Source organism: Pseudoselenomonas ruminantium (genome assembly GCF_900142515.1).
GTDB lineage: Bacteria > Bacillota > Negativicutes > Selenomonadales > Selenomonadaceae > Selenomonas_A > Selenomonas_A ruminantium_D.
Map to the genome: position 1 here is coordinate 61,891 of NZ_FRBC01000002.1, position 15,112 is coordinate 77,002.

The 15,112-nt window shown below is 52.0% G+C and carries 14 protein-coding genes; 1 reads left to right on the plus strand and 13 read right to left on the minus strand.

The annotated features are described in order from the left end of the window. Nucleotides 1–3: 3 nt before the first annotated feature. The gene (locus BUB68_RS01350; RefSeq protein WP_073088020.1) at nt 4–336 is read right to left on the minus strand and encodes an STAS domain-containing protein; all 333 of its coding nucleotides are present in this window, start codon (nt 334–336) and stop codon (nt 4–6) included. Between the two features lie 331 nt (nt 337–667). Between BUB68_RS01350 and BUB68_RS15740 the strand changes: the two genes are divergently transcribed. Further along, on the plus strand, nt 668–865 hold the full coding sequence (locus tag BUB68_RS15740) for an Rpn family recombination-promoting nuclease/putative transposase (protein ID WP_371914840.1): 198 nt from the start codon (nt 668–670) through the stop codon (nt 863–865). 319 nt (nt 866–1,184) lie between these two features. On the opposite strand, the gene BUB68_RS01365 is transcribed toward BUB68_RS15740, so the two are convergent. The 12 genes from BUB68_RS01365 to BUB68_RS01420 all read right to left on the minus strand — a co-directional run bounded on the left by BUB68_RS01365 (nt 1,185) and on the right by BUB68_RS01420 (nt 15,110). After that, nucleotides 1,185–2,054 carry a DUF7005 family protein gene (locus BUB68_RS01365; protein ID WP_073088022.1) on the minus strand — a complete coding sequence of 290 codons (870 nt, stop codon included), beginning with the start codon at nt 2,052–2,054 and terminating at the stop codon, nt 1,185–1,187. A gap of 136 nt (nt 2,055–2,190) precedes the next feature. Further along, nucleotides 2,191–2,826: an SPASM domain-containing protein gene (locus tag BUB68_RS01370; RefSeq protein WP_073088023.1), complete on the minus strand. Its 636-nt coding sequence runs from the start codon at nt 2,824–2,826 to the stop codon at nt 2,191–2,193. A 490-nt stretch (nt 2,827–3,316) separates the two neighbouring features. Continuing rightward, the gene (locus tag BUB68_RS01375; RefSeq protein WP_073088024.1) at nt 3,317–4,636 is read right to left on the minus strand and encodes a radical SAM/SPASM domain-containing protein; all 1,320 of its coding nucleotides are present in this window, start codon (nt 4,634–4,636) and stop codon (nt 3,317–3,319) included. A 15-nt stretch (nt 4,637–4,651) separates the two neighbouring features. After that, nucleotides 4,652–6,196 (minus strand): radical SAM/SPASM domain-containing protein, encoded by a 1,545-nt coding sequence (locus BUB68_RS01380; RefSeq protein WP_073088025.1) that lies wholly within the window; start codon nt 6,194–6,196, stop codon nt 4,652–4,654. Nucleotides 6,197–6,219: 23 nt separating this feature from the next. Further along, nucleotides 6,220–7,269 carry a hypothetical protein gene (locus BUB68_RS01385; protein WP_073088026.1) on the minus strand — a complete coding sequence of 350 codons (1,050 nt, stop codon included), beginning with the start codon at nt 7,267–7,269 and terminating at the stop codon, nt 6,220–6,222. A gap of 129 nt (nt 7,270–7,398) precedes the next feature. After that, a complete protein-coding gene (locus BUB68_RS01390) occupies nt 7,399–7,653 on the minus strand; it encodes a Nif11-like leader peptide family RiPP precursor (protein WP_073088027.1) in 255 nt (84 codons plus the stop codon). A 75-nt stretch (nt 7,654–7,728) separates the two neighbouring features. Next, nucleotides 7,729–9,519, minus strand: a complete 1,791-nt coding sequence (locus BUB68_RS01395; RefSeq protein ID WP_073088028.1) for a radical SAM protein — start codon at nt 9,517–9,519, stop codon at nt 7,729–7,731. A gap of 42 nt (nt 9,520–9,561) precedes the next feature. Continuing rightward, nucleotides 9,562–9,789 (minus strand): Nif11-like leader peptide family RiPP precursor, encoded by a 228-nt coding sequence (locus BUB68_RS01400; RefSeq protein WP_073088029.1) that lies wholly within the window; start codon nt 9,787–9,789, stop codon nt 9,562–9,564. Nucleotides 9,790–9,872: 83 nt separating this feature from the next. Continuing rightward, on the minus strand, nt 9,873–11,441 hold the full coding sequence (locus tag BUB68_RS01405; RefSeq protein ID WP_073088030.1) for a radical SAM/SPASM domain-containing protein: 1,569 nt from the start codon (nt 11,439–11,441) through the stop codon (nt 9,873–9,875). Nucleotides 11,442–11,466: 25 nt separating this feature from the next. Further along, complete coding sequence (locus BUB68_RS01410; RefSeq protein ID WP_073088031.1) at nt 11,467–11,688, minus strand: hypothetical protein; 222 nt, start codon at nt 11,686–11,688, stop codon at nt 11,467–11,469. 197 nt (nt 11,689–11,885) lie between these two features. After that, the gene (locus BUB68_RS01415) at nt 11,886–12,380 is read right to left on the minus strand and encodes an RNA polymerase sigma factor (protein WP_073088032.1); all 495 of its coding nucleotides are present in this window, start codon (nt 12,378–12,380) and stop codon (nt 11,886–11,888) included. A 21-nt stretch (nt 12,381–12,401) separates the two neighbouring features. Then, nucleotides 12,402–15,110, minus strand: coding sequence for an NHLP bacteriocin export ABC transporter permease/ATPase subunit (locus tag BUB68_RS01420; protein WP_073088033.1), 2,709 nt, complete (start codon nt 15,108–15,110; stop codon nt 12,402–12,404). Nucleotides 15,111–15,112: the final 2 nt, after the last annotated feature.

The window sequence follows — 15,112 nt, forward strand, 5'->3', positions numbered from 1 at the left end:
GCATCACAAATCATCCAGGGATTCACGCAGATTCAGGAGCGTATCCATATTGCTGTATGTCAGCACGGTCTTCACCGCCCCGGCAGCTCCTGCCACCGTGAACTCCTTGCCTTCCTTCTTGGCCTTCTTCAACAGGCGCAGCAGCACACGGAGCCCGGCACTGGAAATATAGACCACGCCGCTCATATCCAGGACAGTCTTCTCTTCACGCTCCACAATTGCCTCACCGCTTTGGTAAACCGAGTCAGCAGTAGAAATGTCTATGCGGCCTTCAACGCTCCAGGCCAACCAGCCGTTTGCCAATTTCGTTTCCTTCTGCACAATTTCGCTTGCCATGATATTAACCTCCTAGCAATCCAAAACATCATACGCCCCAAAAACACATGTATAAAATCTCTACAGACACTGTCAACAGGTAGGATTTATCTTGCCTTGACACAAGCAAATATCCTTATACCCCATTGTAATTCTACAAAAATAAACACAATTCCTGCCCAGCACCTGCATGTCAGCTTACGTCTTCTCAGAAATTGGAGGACATCAAAAACAAAATATACAACCCCATGAATGATGTGCTCTTCAAATTTATCTTTGGGAGCGATGAAAACGTAAGCTTGTTACTATCGACTTCCTCAATGCCGTCCTTGAGCGTGAGGATAAAGATGCTATCAAAGATATCCAGTTCTGTAACACTGAAATAATACCATTCAATGAAGAAGACAAACTAACCCGCCTCGACGTGTATTGCATCACTGAAAAAGGTGAACAGATTGACGTTGAGGTTCAGATTCTTAACAAGAAAAACATGAAGAAACGGACACTCTTTTACTGGGCCCAAATGTACCTCACTACCCTGTCAAAATAAGGAAATGGCCATATTAGACTACGAGTCCGAAAAGGCAGCATGGACTGAGGAAGGTCGGAATGAAGAACGAACAGATGGCATAAAAAATCTAATTGCCACCATAAAAGAAATTTCTAATAGTCAGCCCCAAGCTGTAGAGCAGCTCATGAAGCGATACTCTCTTACCCAAGCTGAGGCCCAGGCTGCCGTCCAGGCTAACTGGTAATCAACAACGTATCCCCAAGCCCACCACCTGGTGGGCTTTTTGTCTTAGGACACCAGTTAGACTGGAGAACTAATACAAAAAAACCTGGTTATTTCACCAGGCTTAAGACTCAAGCTAAAAAAGAGCATATCTTTGTTCTGTTGACGACAAGCGTTCGGCTATGCTCTTGCCGGCCAAGGAAACCAGGATTTCCCTGTCAGTTGCTTTTCTGGCCAGCATGACCTTTAGCTCACCAGCCACCTCGTCAAGAACTTCGTTTACACGCGCATATACTTTAGGCCGTTCCTTCAAAGCTACCCTCTGACAGTAATAGGACAGTCTTCCTATACAGGTATCCCTGCCCTTCTCCAGGCCGAAAAACAAGCGCTGCCTGTCTGCATCAAAATCCCCAAAAGCAGCAATCTGCCCCAGACCATCTGCCAAAATCTCGTCCAAGGCGTGATTTCGCATGCCCCCCAGTAATCTCAAGGTTTCATAATGGGCACATTCATGACGGAGACGCAGACGCTGGGAACGCTCCAGCCATTCCTCAGTCGAAAGGCCCAAAGCCTCGGCGGGAATGTTGCTATAGGGCGCACGGTTCAGCAGCAGCAAGCGGTGGCGGTAAACAGGCTCTGCCCGTGCCTCAATGGTAAAGGCATTGACGGTCGGGGGCAAATCCCTGCTTTGCTCCCGACCATTCAGCACCGCCTCCATGGCCCGAAAGTCTTCATGGCAGCCTGTGGCAAGCACCGGTAACATGCCTACAAGTGTATGGGCAAAGGAAATCGAAAGGCTATCTATCTCCTGCCACACATAGTCATAGGCCGGCAGCTTCAGCTTGTCTGTGAGAAAATCCAGCACCTCACGGCCCTTTGCCTCCTGCCAGCTGGCCACAAAGGGTTCATCCGTCAGTGGCAGGGCTGGCATCTCCGCAGGAATCTTATAGGCATGCTGCAAGTATTCATCAGCGCTCTGCATCTGCTTCAGCCATGACATATCCATTTTCATTATGCCTCCATGCTCTGATAATCATTGACTTCATTTAGCCTCCGCTGCTGTTGCATCATGTTTACATTATTGTTGTATAAACGAGACTCTACGCATCATTGTTCCAATGAATTAAGGGTATGGAAAGATTTCACATACCCTTATTCATGTAACCCGCAGACTTTACAATCTCTAATATTTCCTTCTGGCTGCGCGACTCCATCAGGATTTGGCGCTCCGCCTCCGTGAGGTGCGAGAGGAGTTCCGCCAATGAGAGGGAAAGCTCATCCTCCTTCCCTTTCGCCCATGCTTCACCAGCAATACGCGGTGCCACAAAAGCGAAGATGTCCTTAATCTTGCCGCAGCTCTCCCGGAAATAACTGCCATGCTTGACGAAAGCGCGGGCGGCACAGCCTCCCCGGCAAACAAACACATAAGGACAAGCCTCGCAGGAAGGCATCAGGTCAGCAGTACGGGTACGCCACTTCGCCTTGGCGAAGTTCATCAGGAAACGTCCGCTTTGGCTATCAGTGAACCCCACGGCGGCATCCTCTACAGCGACCGTATCCCAGCAGGAGTAAATGCGCCCAAAGGGATCAACCACCAAGGTCCCCTGCTCCGCGCCACAGTAGGCTGTCGAAACCATGGGCATTATCTTCTTGCAGTCATAAGTAGGCATGATGACAAGACCGACACCGGATCTGGCGGGGAGCAGCCGATAAATGCGGCCCAGAAGCTTCAGGTCAGCGATTTCCTCCGCCTCCCTCTTCTCTGTCAGGTGGCCCAATCAACGGCAGAACAATTTCATAGGTACTCGTTCTCATCGTTTCCCTCCGCAAGGAATGCCTCGTCCTCTTCCTTGGCCATCTCAAAGCCCTCGGCCCTGGCAAAGGCCATCAGCTCCTCGACAGTACATCATTTGTGGTTGCCCTTCCCGTGTAAACAACATCCGCCGCCCGCGACAGCTTCCAATTTCTCGTCATCCAACTCAAAGTCGGTCATCTCTGCCATGTACGCCTCGGCCTCTTCCTTCGTCAGCTCAAAGCCTCGTTCTTGGCAACGTCCATCAGCTCCTCGACAGTCTTACATGCCATAGCCTTCTCGATTTGTTCCTTAGTAAGCTCGGTTTTGTTGATGTTTGTCATTTTGAAAACTCCTTTCTCTAATGAGTACATACAATTAAGTTTTTTCACGGTGAAAATAATTGGTTTCTTACTTATGTAGACAAGATAAGCACTTCAAAAATGCCGCTCCCTGAAAATATTTCCCAGCACTATTTACCCATTATAACTTTTGCTCCCTATCTTCCGATAACGCGCCAAGGTGTAGCCATCCAGATCGCTTTTCAGAGACATGCAGCCCCGTTCCCCTGCGACGCGCTTCCTGGGGCAGCCGCCAAGACAAAGGGGAAAGGCCTTGCAAGACATGCACTCCTTGTCCTCCTCCGGGAAAATGGTCTCGAAAAATCTGTCCATATTTTCAATGCCCTCTCCCGGCTCCTTAAACAAGCTGAAATTCCTCACATTTCCCATGACATACTCTTTGCGCCCCACCAACTCCAGGCATTTGTACATATCTCCCACCTCATCTATGGCATAGCCATGAATATATTGGGCCTTGCAGTATAGCCTGCGAAAATTTACAGGGTTTCTGACATTCTTGACGGAGCGGGGACTGGCCAAATCCCCGTATTCGTCAATGGACAAAGCTGATTCCCTGATATGCTGGGGATTTTCCATGCTGCTGTCCATCTTGGCTGGATAGGCAGTGATATTCACGCCTGTTTCCCTGGCTACAGCATCGATTTTGGCTGCCAGCTCCCCAAAATATGGCGCGTTTTCCCGATTCATGTTGTAGCGCATGACTACATTGGGGGCACTTGTCCCAGCATAGGGCCGCATCTTTTTTATGTTCTCCATGATGCGGGTAAAGCTGGAGCCTCCTCCTGCCTCACGTCGCAGATGATCGTTTGTCTCCGGGGAAGCCCCATCCAGAGTCAGCTGTATGGTGTTCACTTTTCTACGTTCCAAAAGGGCAAGGTTTTCCTCTGTCAAAAACCAGCCATTGGTGAAAATGCCAGCTTCATATCCGGCCCCAAGCTTTTGGCAGACCTCCATAAGCCTTGCCGAGAGGCTTTCGATGATATCCGGGCAAAGAAGCGGCTCACCGCCGAACCAGGTGACAGTCAAACGATTCAAAGCAAATTTTTCCATATTCGTCTGGGCAAAAGCCACGATACTATCCTGAACCTCCTGGCTCATACGCCCGCTTCTGGCTTGCTCAAAACAATAGGGACAGCGGAAATTGCAGGCAAGTGTCGGACAGATGGTCAGCCCCAGAGCCCTGCCTGAGCCGCCGGCGGTCAACATCTGCGTGCGCATATGCCTTAGCTCATCATAGTCCACGAGAAAGCCTCCCTGCCGGAGTCTTTTAATGGCCTTGGCTGCGGCGGGCAGCTCTGTGGCCTGATCAAAAACTGCTTTTTGCAGAGGTGACAGGCGAATGAGGGCACCTGTGCGGAAATTCACCAGAACAAAGGCCTCCTCGTCCGGAATTTTTACCAAGTGATTATAACGTGAATATTTCAATTTCAACATCGATGCAAAGCCTCCTCATGCTATTCCATCAAAGAAGCCCAAAGCCAATAAAGTGGCAAAGATTTCCCTCCTGCTGTTAGTCGTTCGCAGCCTTTCCCTCTGGGCTGCTGTCATGCGGGAAAGCGGCCCGGCGTAAGACAGGGTAAGCTCCCCATCCCCCCGCCTTGCCCATTCGTCTGCTGACACACGGGAAGCGGTGTAGTTCCAAATCTCCCTTATATTGCCGCAATAATGCTGGAAGGGATTCCCCTCTGCCGCTCTGGCTCTCATGGCACAGCCACCGCCGCAAAAAAATATATAAGGGCAGCTTTGACAGGGCTTCAGGACATCCCCCGTACGGGCATCCCACTTTGCCTTGCGAAAATTGTGCACAAAACGCCCTTCCTCCGCATCTACATAACCGATACTTTCTCCAGCCTCATCAAGAAGGTAGGCACAGGGAAAAATTTCACCATAAGGATCTATGATGGCCTTGCCCTTTATGGCGTTGCAATGGCCGGCAGTAAGATAGGGGAGCATTTTTTTCGTCATAGCCCGGCGCAATCCCACAGACGCATTCGCATACATGCTCTCATGCTCCAAAGCTTTCAGCTCATCTTTTCCTGGCTCAGCCGCTATGATGGCCTTCAACACGTCCTCTTCTGTCATATGATTGGGTGAGGTATCCGCTTCTTCCACTGCCTTGAAACTGTACTCGAACTTTCCCCAACCCCTGAGCCTATTTTCCGAATCCATAAATCCCCGTGCTGCAAAATCCTCTGCCAGATTCTTTATCTCGCCGACATTTTCCCTATTGATGTTTATGCGCAGCGTAACACCTACACCTTTTTCCAAGGCCAGCACAACATTTTCCATAATGCGTTCATAGGTGGCAAATCCGTTTTTGTGGCGGCGATGACGGTCATGGGCTGCCCCTACCCCGTCCACAGCTATTTTCAAATTTTTGAATTTATATTCGGCAATAAGTTCCAAAAAATAGTCTATTTCATAGCCATTGGTAATAGCGTTCAAAGGTATGCCCAGCTGCATTGCCCGCTGGCAGATTTCCCGCACGACGGCAAAATTATCTTTAAGGAAAGGCTCGCCCCCAAAGAGAGTACAGCTTTCTATATGCCGGCCCCTTTTTTGCTCCTGCTCCGCTGCCTTGAAGATGCTCTTCACCATGGCTGGCTCCATACTCTTTTCCAGCCACTCCTTGCCATGCCGCAAGCGTTTTCTTTCAAAACAGTAAGGGCAGCGGAAATTACAGTCATAAGTGGGCATGACAAAGAGAACAATGCGGGGATTGGTCACAAGCTTTGCGGTAAGGCGGGCGATAAGCAGGACATCTTCAAGCTCTGCCGCCTCGTCCTTGACAGTCAAATGTCCACGCTCCAGGAGGCGTTTCTGCAAGGAAGGCGGCAAGGATGATGTGTCATGGGCAGCGATTTGCCTCGCTGCCTCCTTCGACACCACATCAAAGGCCCCGTAAAGGCCGTTCACCAACAGCGCATGCTCCCGGCTCTCTGTGCCGCTGCGGTCTGTCAGGGGCAAAATAATCTCATAGGTACTTACTCGCAAATTATACTGCCTCCCCTGTGGATTCAATCATCCAAATATGACGATCTTGCCAAAAGATAGCCTTTTGATAAATAGGCTTTGCCTTTTTTAAAGCGAACTTTGATGCCATCCATTTGCACCACATCCCCCACCAGATGCCGCTTGCCTTCGCTTTTCACGATGCATTGTACGCCGTAGCAGGCACGATCCATTTGCCGCCAGCGGGAGTCAGCCAGCCCCAGGCTTTCCAGGTGACGCAGTTTTTCCCCGGCGTCTCCTTGCTCAAGGAATCCTGCCGCATTGCGGGGATCTACCTCCCTGCTGCCAAATGCCAAGGCAACCCCCAGGTTATCGCTGATGGTTCCATCGGGAAATAGGTTAAACTGCAAATCATATATCCAGCCACCCTCTGCCAAATAGCAAAGCAGTTCCCGTCCCTCCGCAGTAAACTCAAAGCCCATATACTCCTCAACATGCCTCAGGAATTCCTCCTGATGATCTGAATAATACAAGCAATCCTTTTTCATTATGGAAAAACCCAGCCTGGTAGGTGAGCCAGACCGCCCTGCCATATACCCAACATAGTGCGGATGCCACAGGGGAGGCGCAGAAGCAAAAGCAGCCATCACCTGGGGGATGCGCTCCTCACCTCCCAAATTTTTTAATAAGGCTGGCACATAATCTTCAGTGGGCTGCTCCAAAGGCGGAAGCAAATAGATGATGCCAGGGTCATCCGTTGCTGACGGTGCTGAGGAAAGATCCAGGGAAAAACCATAGGTATACTCTAAAAAAGCCTCGTTTTGTGCACAGGCATCAAAAAACTGCTGATAGAGCGGATTACTTTCCGCCACAAAGGACACTGGAGGATGAAGATCATTGCATTTGTACCCCACCAGCAAATCCATGCGCGGCTCCCCTATAAAGGGAAACTCAAACCAAAAAATTGCCTTGCTGGCACCTTTTATTGCGTATTTCTCCAAGCCCTGGACGGCTTTTTCCAAAGTCCCCTCACCGAAAAGCGTTTCAGCGCGGCCATCTGCGGCCACTCGTGCATACAGGCGGCGAAAAGCTTCTAATGTGTCCATACTGCCCACGAAACTGCCACTCCTTTCATCCTTAAGCAGAATAAATGATAAAGCCTTTCGAAACAATGGGCCGAAAGGCTTTATCATTCTCAAAGATTTGCTCCTACATATAGCTGCCCTCAAAGCAGCAACTATGTTTTAGTAGGTGCCGGGGCTGTGGCAGATTTCCCAGCAAATGCTGCTATCGCCGCCGCCAGCGACCTTTTCCAAGGCATCATCGGCGAGGTTCACATCAAAATTCTCCAGGTTCTCAAAAATCCTCTTCCCTTCTTCGGCGGTCAAATCGATGCCATTTTCCTTGGCAAGAGCGATAATGGCCTCCGGCGTCTCGCAAGCCATGGCCTTAGAGAGCATTTCCTTCGTCATGAGTTTCGGATCAAGCTTACCTTCCATAAGTAAAACCTCCTTAAAAAAGATAAAAAACATATATGTTAAGCAATTATGCGCTATGCGTCTAACTGCCTGACATCAAAGCTGCAAAGGACATTTCTCTTTCACTGCCGGGCAGGGCAGGCAACGGCGCTCATAGGCGCAGCCATCGCAGGAAGGATATGCCCGGGGAGCATCAGGGGTGCGGAGTTTTTGGAGCGTATCTGAGGTCTCCCAGTATTCGGCAAGAGAACTGTACTCCTCCCCGACCTTCAGGCAAATGCAGGGAGCAAGCTTTCCCCTGGCAGTCACGCAAAAACGGTCACGTCCTGCGCCACAGCCACGCTCAATGCCCCGATTGCTATTTTTCGTTGGCTCTTCTCCGCCTAGAAAGGCGCGGAGAGCTGAGAAGCATGCATCCACCAATATCTTCATTTTGCCCTGGCGATAATTTCCCGGTTCAGCCTTCTCTTCATGTTTCTGCAAAAATTCTGCGGTTTTCTCCAACTGCTCACGGTTTGGGAAAGCGCCTGTTCCCGGCCTCATCCCTGTCAGGATAAGTTCCTCTACGCCATATGCCCCGGCCAGAAGGCTTGCTGTCTCCTCCAGCTTGCCAGCATTTTCTGAGTTCATGAACAACTTCACTCGTACTGCCGGGAATTCTAAGGTCTGCAGGATTTTTAGCGCCGACAAGTCTGCTTCAGCCGTATCAATCTCAATGATGAATGCCGCAGCTCCCGCCTCGATGGCTTTTTCCAGCCAGGTCATTGATTCTCTGCCGGTGAGCAGCACTTCTGCCTCAAGGCCGCCTGAATCACATTCCTCCAGAAGCCTGTCCAGATGTTCATAAGCAGTGCCGCCTATAAATTGCACCTTTCGCACCCGATTGTCCTCACACTCATAGAGCCATCTGATGGCCTCACCCACAGTCAGGGTATCGGCTTCATCTTTAAGCTGCATCTGCATATAAACAGGACGATCATAAGCGTCAAAGTAATAATGGTGGAAACATGGCACCTGCGCCAAATATGCCTTTGCTTCAGCGCACTTCCCATCCTTGTAGTTCAATTTGAAATGAACCAGCATCGTTTGGATGAGCGGGTCACCATCGGGACGAATTCTTATCCAGCGCCGCAGTGCGGCAGCTTTCCCCGGCAGGCACAAGCCAGCCTCTTCCAGCCTTGTTATCAATTTATCCACCAGCAGGGGATGCCGCCAGCAATGGAAGAGTTCTATCCCTATTTTGGGGAGGATGCCCTCTTCTCCCAGATCAAGGTTGACGGCAATATACCTGGTGGCCTGCCAGGAAGAAAGTTCCTCCTGCAAGCGTGCCATATCTCCCGGCCAGCCAACGGCAGCAAGTCCCTGGGAAATACTTTCCCAGGAGGGGAACATAATGACCAGGCGCATAATATCCATCTCATTACGCCCTGTCATTGTGCCAATCTGCTTGATGTATGCACCTTTGGGCAATGCCGCCGTCGTGCGGTCAAGGGGAGCGCGAAGTTTTTTTGCTCGCTCCTCTCCCAAAAAAGACGGCAGAACCTTATCCCAGAATTCACCATAATTGCCGTTCTTGGCGTCCCGGCTGGTATCAACAAAAAGACAGGGCTTTATTGTCCCCCCTTTGGCATACTCTTCATAGTCCACCTCATGCCAAAGGGTCTCTACCAGAGGGATGCTCTGTTCATCTATTTCAATTATGTAGTCAGCATAACGCGCCTCCTCGCCGAGTCTCACCTCAAGCATCGTCATGTGAGTAATAGCATCGCCGTACTTTCCCTCTATATTGGACAGTGCGGCGATGCACTCATCCGAAATCAATTCCGGCATTGGATGGCGACGAAGATGCGAAAGATATTGTTTCACTGTAAGATTATGTACTTTCATATTTCACCTCCATCCGATATGGTTAGCAAGGAAAAATCTTCATCAATAACCTATGTACATGCAGCGGCTGTCCTTTTTCCCGCCTGCAATCTTCGCCAGGGTATCCTCGTCCAGTTCCCTATCTTCCTTCTCTGCCATAAAGGCTTCGGCTTCTTCCCGCGTAACCTCAAACCCTTCGGCCTTGGCTGCCTCAATCAGTTCATCAGCAGTCTTGCAGGCCATTGCCTTTTCGAGCTGTTCCTTGGTGATTGCGTTCTTGTCATTTGCCATTTTGAAAACCTCCTAAATTAAAAATTAAACACTTGCGTTTTAGGGCCGCCGCCCGAAATTATGCAAGATGCTCGGGACGATGCTCATAAAAGATTTGCCGCCTTTGCAATCTCGCTTATTTCCTTTGAGCTGCTGGATGTTTGCAGTTTTTCCCGCTGTGCCACGCTAAGGCGGGACAGGGGTTCGGCCAGGGAGAGTGAAAGTTCATTTTCCCTGGATTTCATCCAGACCTCCCCGGCTATGCGAGGGGCAATGAAATTGAAGGTTTCCCTGCTCTCGCCGCAATGTTCACGGAAATAGCTGCCATGCTCCCGGAAGGCATGGCAGGCGCAGCCGCCCCGGCAAATAAATACATAAGGGCACGACTGGCAGGCTGTCATCAAGTCAGCGGTGCGAGTGCGCCACTTGGCCTTAGCAAGGTTCAGCATAAACTGTCTTGTCTCCACATCCATAAAGCCCACCTCGACCTTGTCCAGGGCGACAACATTCCAGCAAGGGTAAATGGTGCCAAAGGGGTCCACCACAAACATGCCTTGCTCCGCACCGCAAAAGGCCGGAGAATACGCAGGCAGCGCTTCTTTCCTAAAAAGGCTGCGGAGAGTATCTGCAAGGGAGATATACTGCAGCTGATGCTCCATGGCTTCCTCGGGAGAAAAGCCGATTCTCAGCAATTCCTCCATAATCATCTGTCCGGTAACATTATTTTCAGGATGACGATCGTCGGTGACAGACCTGAAGTAATAGCTGAACTTCCCTCGCCTGGTTTTCCCCTCCCCTTTGGCTTCCCGCAATTTCTGTTCCTCGGCGGCGCGCTCCTCTTCCTTTTCGATAAGGCCCCTCGCCCGTAAATCTTTCACCAAAGCCTCAAGGTGGGAAAAATTTTCCCGCCCCACATTTACACGCAGCAGGATGCCAATACCACGCTGGAGGGCCAGTTCAATGTTCTGCATGATGCGGTCATAAGTGGGAAGGCCGTCTTTATGAATCCTGCGGCGATTATTCATATCCCCTACGCCATCCAGGGATATCTGCAGCCAGTCACAGCCATATTCTGACAAACTATCCAGATGGGCTTCCAAATCGTAGCCGTTAGTAATGACATTTATCTCCAGCCCCATAGCCCGGCAATGCGCCAAAATCTGCCGGACAATGGTCGTATTTTTGGCAAGCAGCGGCTCACCGCCATATAAGGTGCACTCCTTTATGATGCAGCCATGCTTCTTGTAATCTTTCAGGGCGTCAAAAACTGCTTCTGCCATTTTCTGGCTCATGGTATGTTCCAGCCACGCCTGTCCTTTTTTCAAGCGATGCTGTTCATAGCAGTAGGGACAGCGAAAGTTGCAGTCATAAGTGGGCATGATAGTAAGCCCCGCCACGGCCCTCCCGTGAACCATCCTGTGCAGACGGCCCAGCATTTTCACATCGGACAGTTCCTCTGCCTGGTTCTTTTGGGTAAGATGACCCCTGCGAAGAAGCCGCTCACGCAGGGCAAGAGGCAGAGCACCAAAATCCCCCGCTGAGATTTTTTCTGCCTCCCCCTTTGCCACCACATCATAGGCACCGTAGAGGCCATTCACCAAAAGTGCTCTGTCCTTTATCTCTTCATCGCCATCCATAAGAGGCAGTAATATTTCATAAGTGCTGATTCGCAAAATCTTTGCTGCCTCCCTTCTTCCTTTAAAGCTTCTTCATGAGGAAAATATTTCCTGCCGCCGCAAAGCGTGTCAGCTCCTCCTCCGAAAGTTCCCTGTCCTCATCAATGATTTTCAAAGGCTCCTGCTGACGCTGGGCTGCCTTTTCCTGCAGCCTTTGCCACAGACACTCCTTCAGGCCGGGATTTTCGGCCACGAAGTCAGTTTCCCGAAAGAGCCTGTCCATTTTCTCTTCATATTCGTCCACGGCCGCCCCTCCCTTCGCTTCGTTACGCCTTTAGAATGCCTCGTCCCGCATTTTTTCCATCAGTTCGTTCATCTTTGCCATTTTGAAACCACCTTTCTATAATAAGCACATACAACTAATAGATGATGAAAATAATTCAGCTCTTACTTATATAGACAAGATAGGCACTTCAAAAATGCCACTCCATGAAAATTTTTTTATTTTTCCTCATCAATCCGGCGGCATTTGGCCAGCAAACGGCTGAACTTGTGACTTACGGCGTTGGGACTTGTCCCCAGGAGCCGCCCGATTTCCTCATTGGTCAGGCAGAGGCCGTAGCGCAGGGAGAGAAACTCCCGCTCCTCTGCCGTCAGTTTTTCGAGAATACGGCAAGTACGGAGGGAGGAAGGGCTCTCCAGGGTTCCTTCCTCCTGTACGCTGTCCTTACCGGGCCGCTCCGGCACTTCCCAGACGCTGACCTCATGGCGGCATCGGGCCCTCAGACGGTAATTCACCGCCATATTCCGGGCCATGGCAAAGAGCCAGGGGGCTTCCTTCCCCTCTGCCGGTCCACAGCGTTCAAGATTTTCCATAGCCGCCAGAAACACACTACCAGCCACATCCTCGGCGATCTCGCGGTGAAGGAACTGGCCGTAAAGGTAGTTATATATGCGCTTGTAATATTTGCTGTAGATATTTGCAAAATCTGTCATTACAGCTGTTCCTTCCTGTTCTCAGGCCACCTGCCGCTTCACAAAGGAAGCAAAGAGACCGCCTTTTTCCACCAGCTCCTGGAAGCTGCCGGTTTCGGCAATGCGGCCTTTGTCCAAAACGATAATCCTGTCTGCATGACGGATGGTGGACAGGCGGTGAGCCACGATAATACGGGTGGCGTGGAGCTTGTCCAGGCTCTTGGTCACAATGGCCTGGGTGCGGTTGTCTAGGGCGCTGGTGGCCTCATCGCAGACGATGATGGAAGGCTTCAAGGCCAGTGCCCTGGCAATCAGGATGCGCTGGCGCTGCCCACCGGAAATATTGGTGCTGCCTTCGCTGACGATGGTGTTCATCTGCATGGGCATCTGGCGGATATCCTCAGCAATGCCTGCCGCTTCTGCCGCCTCCCAGGCATCATCAAGGGTAAGGTTATTCGTGCCGATAATGTTGTGCAGGATGTCGCCGCTCATGAGCTGCCCGTTCTGCAGTACCACGCCCATCTGGGAGCGCACCGAGGGCAGGGAAAGCTCCGAAAGGTCCTGGCCGTCATAGTAGACGGCTCCCTGCCGGGGCATCTCAAAGCCCAGCAGCAGGCGAATCAGGGTGGACTTGCCGCAGCCGGATTTTCCCACAATGGCCACCTGCTCTCCTGCAGCGATGCGAAAACTCACATCATCCAGCACCCTGCTCTCCGGCACATAGCCGAAGGTAAGGTTCCTCACCTCGATGGCCCCGGAAAGCACACCAGCCTCCTGCCTCTCCTCAGAGGTCTCAGGTACCTCCTCCAGAATGGGCAGGAGATTATCCAAGTAGGGCTTGATGACAGACATGCCTTCCAAAATGGGCATGATAGCCACCAGAGAAGTGTTGAAAGCGGTGAAGGCAGACTGAAAGGCGATGAAAGTGGCTGCCGTCATGGGCTTGGCACCCAGGCCCAACGACTCGGCAGCAGCCCCGCCGCCGCTCTGGGAAGTGGCAAGCTCCAGCAGGCCATTATAATAAAGGATAAGTGTCAACAGCATGGGCTGCATAGCCGCTATGACCGTGCTGATATTCTTCAGGCGGCGCGTCCGGATATTGTGGCCCAGCTCAATGGCAAACTGCTGGCCCCAGAGATGGTAAGCCTGCTCCTCTGTGCCCTTGGTGCGGAACTTGGCCAGGCCCGTGAAGATTTGGGCCAGAATGCCAGAAGTCTTGTTGCTGGCCGTGGTCATATCCCGCTGGGCCCTGGTCAACCGGTATAGCAGGAAAAAGGAAACCGCCAGGTAAACCAGCCAGACCAAAAGGGCCATGCCCGTAAGCTTCATGCTGTAATAGCACATCAGCCCCAGGCTCCAGAAGGAGCAGGCAAAGGAAAGCAGCGCCCCCACGGACTCGCTGGTAAGGAGCATGACAGACCTGTCCAGCCCCTGCATTCTCTCCGCCAGCTCTCCCGACTGGAAACGGCGGAAAAACCCCGGCGGCAGCTTCAGCAACCGCCCGAAAAGGGCCGCCTGCCCCCGCAGATTCCCCATAGCTGTCAGGCGCAGCACAGCCAGGGAGCGCACTGTAGTTAGCGCCGCTGTGGTAAAGCCCGCCACCAGCACCACCTGGGTCACCGTGGCCAGCCCCTTGCGGTCGAGAATGGGAATGAGATCCTGGAACATGGTCTCCGTGACTATGGGCGTGAGCAGGGGGATAAGCCCCATAAAGAGCCCTGCCAGAAGGACGGCCTTCCAGTCCGTCTGCCAGGTATGGCGCGCCATAAAGCGCAGGAAGTCCAGCCGTCTCATTTTCCTGTCCGGCAATCCCGGATAGACCAGGAAAGCATCTCCTGAAACACTTTCGGCCATTTCGGAGGTGAGGGTCACCCCCTCCATATTTTCCCTGGTCACCAGCTTATAGCTGGAAGGTGATTCGGGCAGCAGGGCTGCCAGCTGTTTCTTCTCACCGAAATACCCCAGCATGACCCCGCAGTCCCAGCCTTCCCAGCCCTTTTCCAGCCTTATCAGGCGCATCTCCATACCGCCCTTGGCCACCAGACGGCGCAGCACCCCCAAAGCATCCAGCTTTTCTGCCGTCTCCTTGTTCAGGGCAATGTCTTCCTCGGGCATGCCCAGATGATGGGCCACGGCCCGCACCAGGAAGACGGCCTCTTCCAGTTTGGCGCTGCCCTGGCCACTGCCGGACACCGAGACCCAGTCCTCCCCCAAGAGATTGGCCACGGTCTCGTTCAGCAGACGGCGCTTGTGCCTCCTGCGGGCCATCAGACGTCGGGCCAGCCTTTCATCCTGGGCAACAAAGCGCACCCCTGCCAGCATGGCAAAAATGCCCTGGTTTTCTTCAAACTCCTCCAGCAGATTTTCTGTCTGCTGCCCCGCCTGCCTCAATACCGAACCATCCACCCAGGCTCTCAGGATTTCATCTCCCCGGTCGGCCAAAAGGCGCAGCCAGGGCAGACAGATAAGCTCCTTGAACCAGTGGCGCATCAGAGGCACTAATGTTCCTGCCTGCTCTTCCGCCAGGGACAGCTCCTCCAACGTTGCATCCTCCAGGGCATACACCTCTATGATAATCTCCCCGAATTCATCGGCAGAATGGAAAGCCGCTTCCCCCGGCTCCAGCTCCATCAGGAAGAGACGGTGGCCCCCCTCTTCCATCAGGGCATAAGCCTCTACCCTGCCCTGCTTCACCAGAAGAGCCCTGCCCGCCTCCATGAGCTTCGTGCGCTGACCTGCTAAAAGTTTCATCT

Coding starts and splice junctions, on each gene's coding strand:
- BUB68_RS01395 (WP_073088028.1), bottom strand. CDS start 9,519: ATGAAAGTACATAATCTTACAGTGAAACAATATCTTTCGCATCTTCGT.
- BUB68_RS01375 (WP_073088024.1), bottom strand. CDS start 4,636: ATGTTGAAATTGAAATATTCACGTTATAATCACTTGGTAAAAATTCCG.
- BUB68_RS01420 (WP_073088033.1), bottom strand. CDS start 15,110: ATGAAACTTTTAGCAGGTCAGCGCACGAAGCTCATGGAGGCGGGCAGG.
- BUB68_RS01350 (WP_073088020.1), bottom strand. CDS start 336: ATGGCAAGCGAAATTGTGCAGAAGGAAACGAAATTGGCAAACGGCTGG.
- BUB68_RS01390 (WP_073088027.1), bottom strand. CDS start 7,653: ATGGAAGGTAAGCTTGATCCGAAACTCATGACGAAGGAAATGCTCTCT.
- BUB68_RS01415 (WP_073088032.1), bottom strand. CDS start 12,380: ATGACAGATTTTGCAAATATCTACAGCAAATATTACAAGCGCATATAT.
- BUB68_RS01400 (WP_073088029.1), bottom strand. CDS start 9,789: ATGGCAAATGACAAGAACGCAATCACCAAGGAACAGCTCGAAAAGGCA.
- BUB68_RS01365 (WP_073088022.1), bottom strand. CDS start 2,054: ATGGATATGTCATGGCTGAAGCAGATGCAGAGCGCTGATGAATACTTG.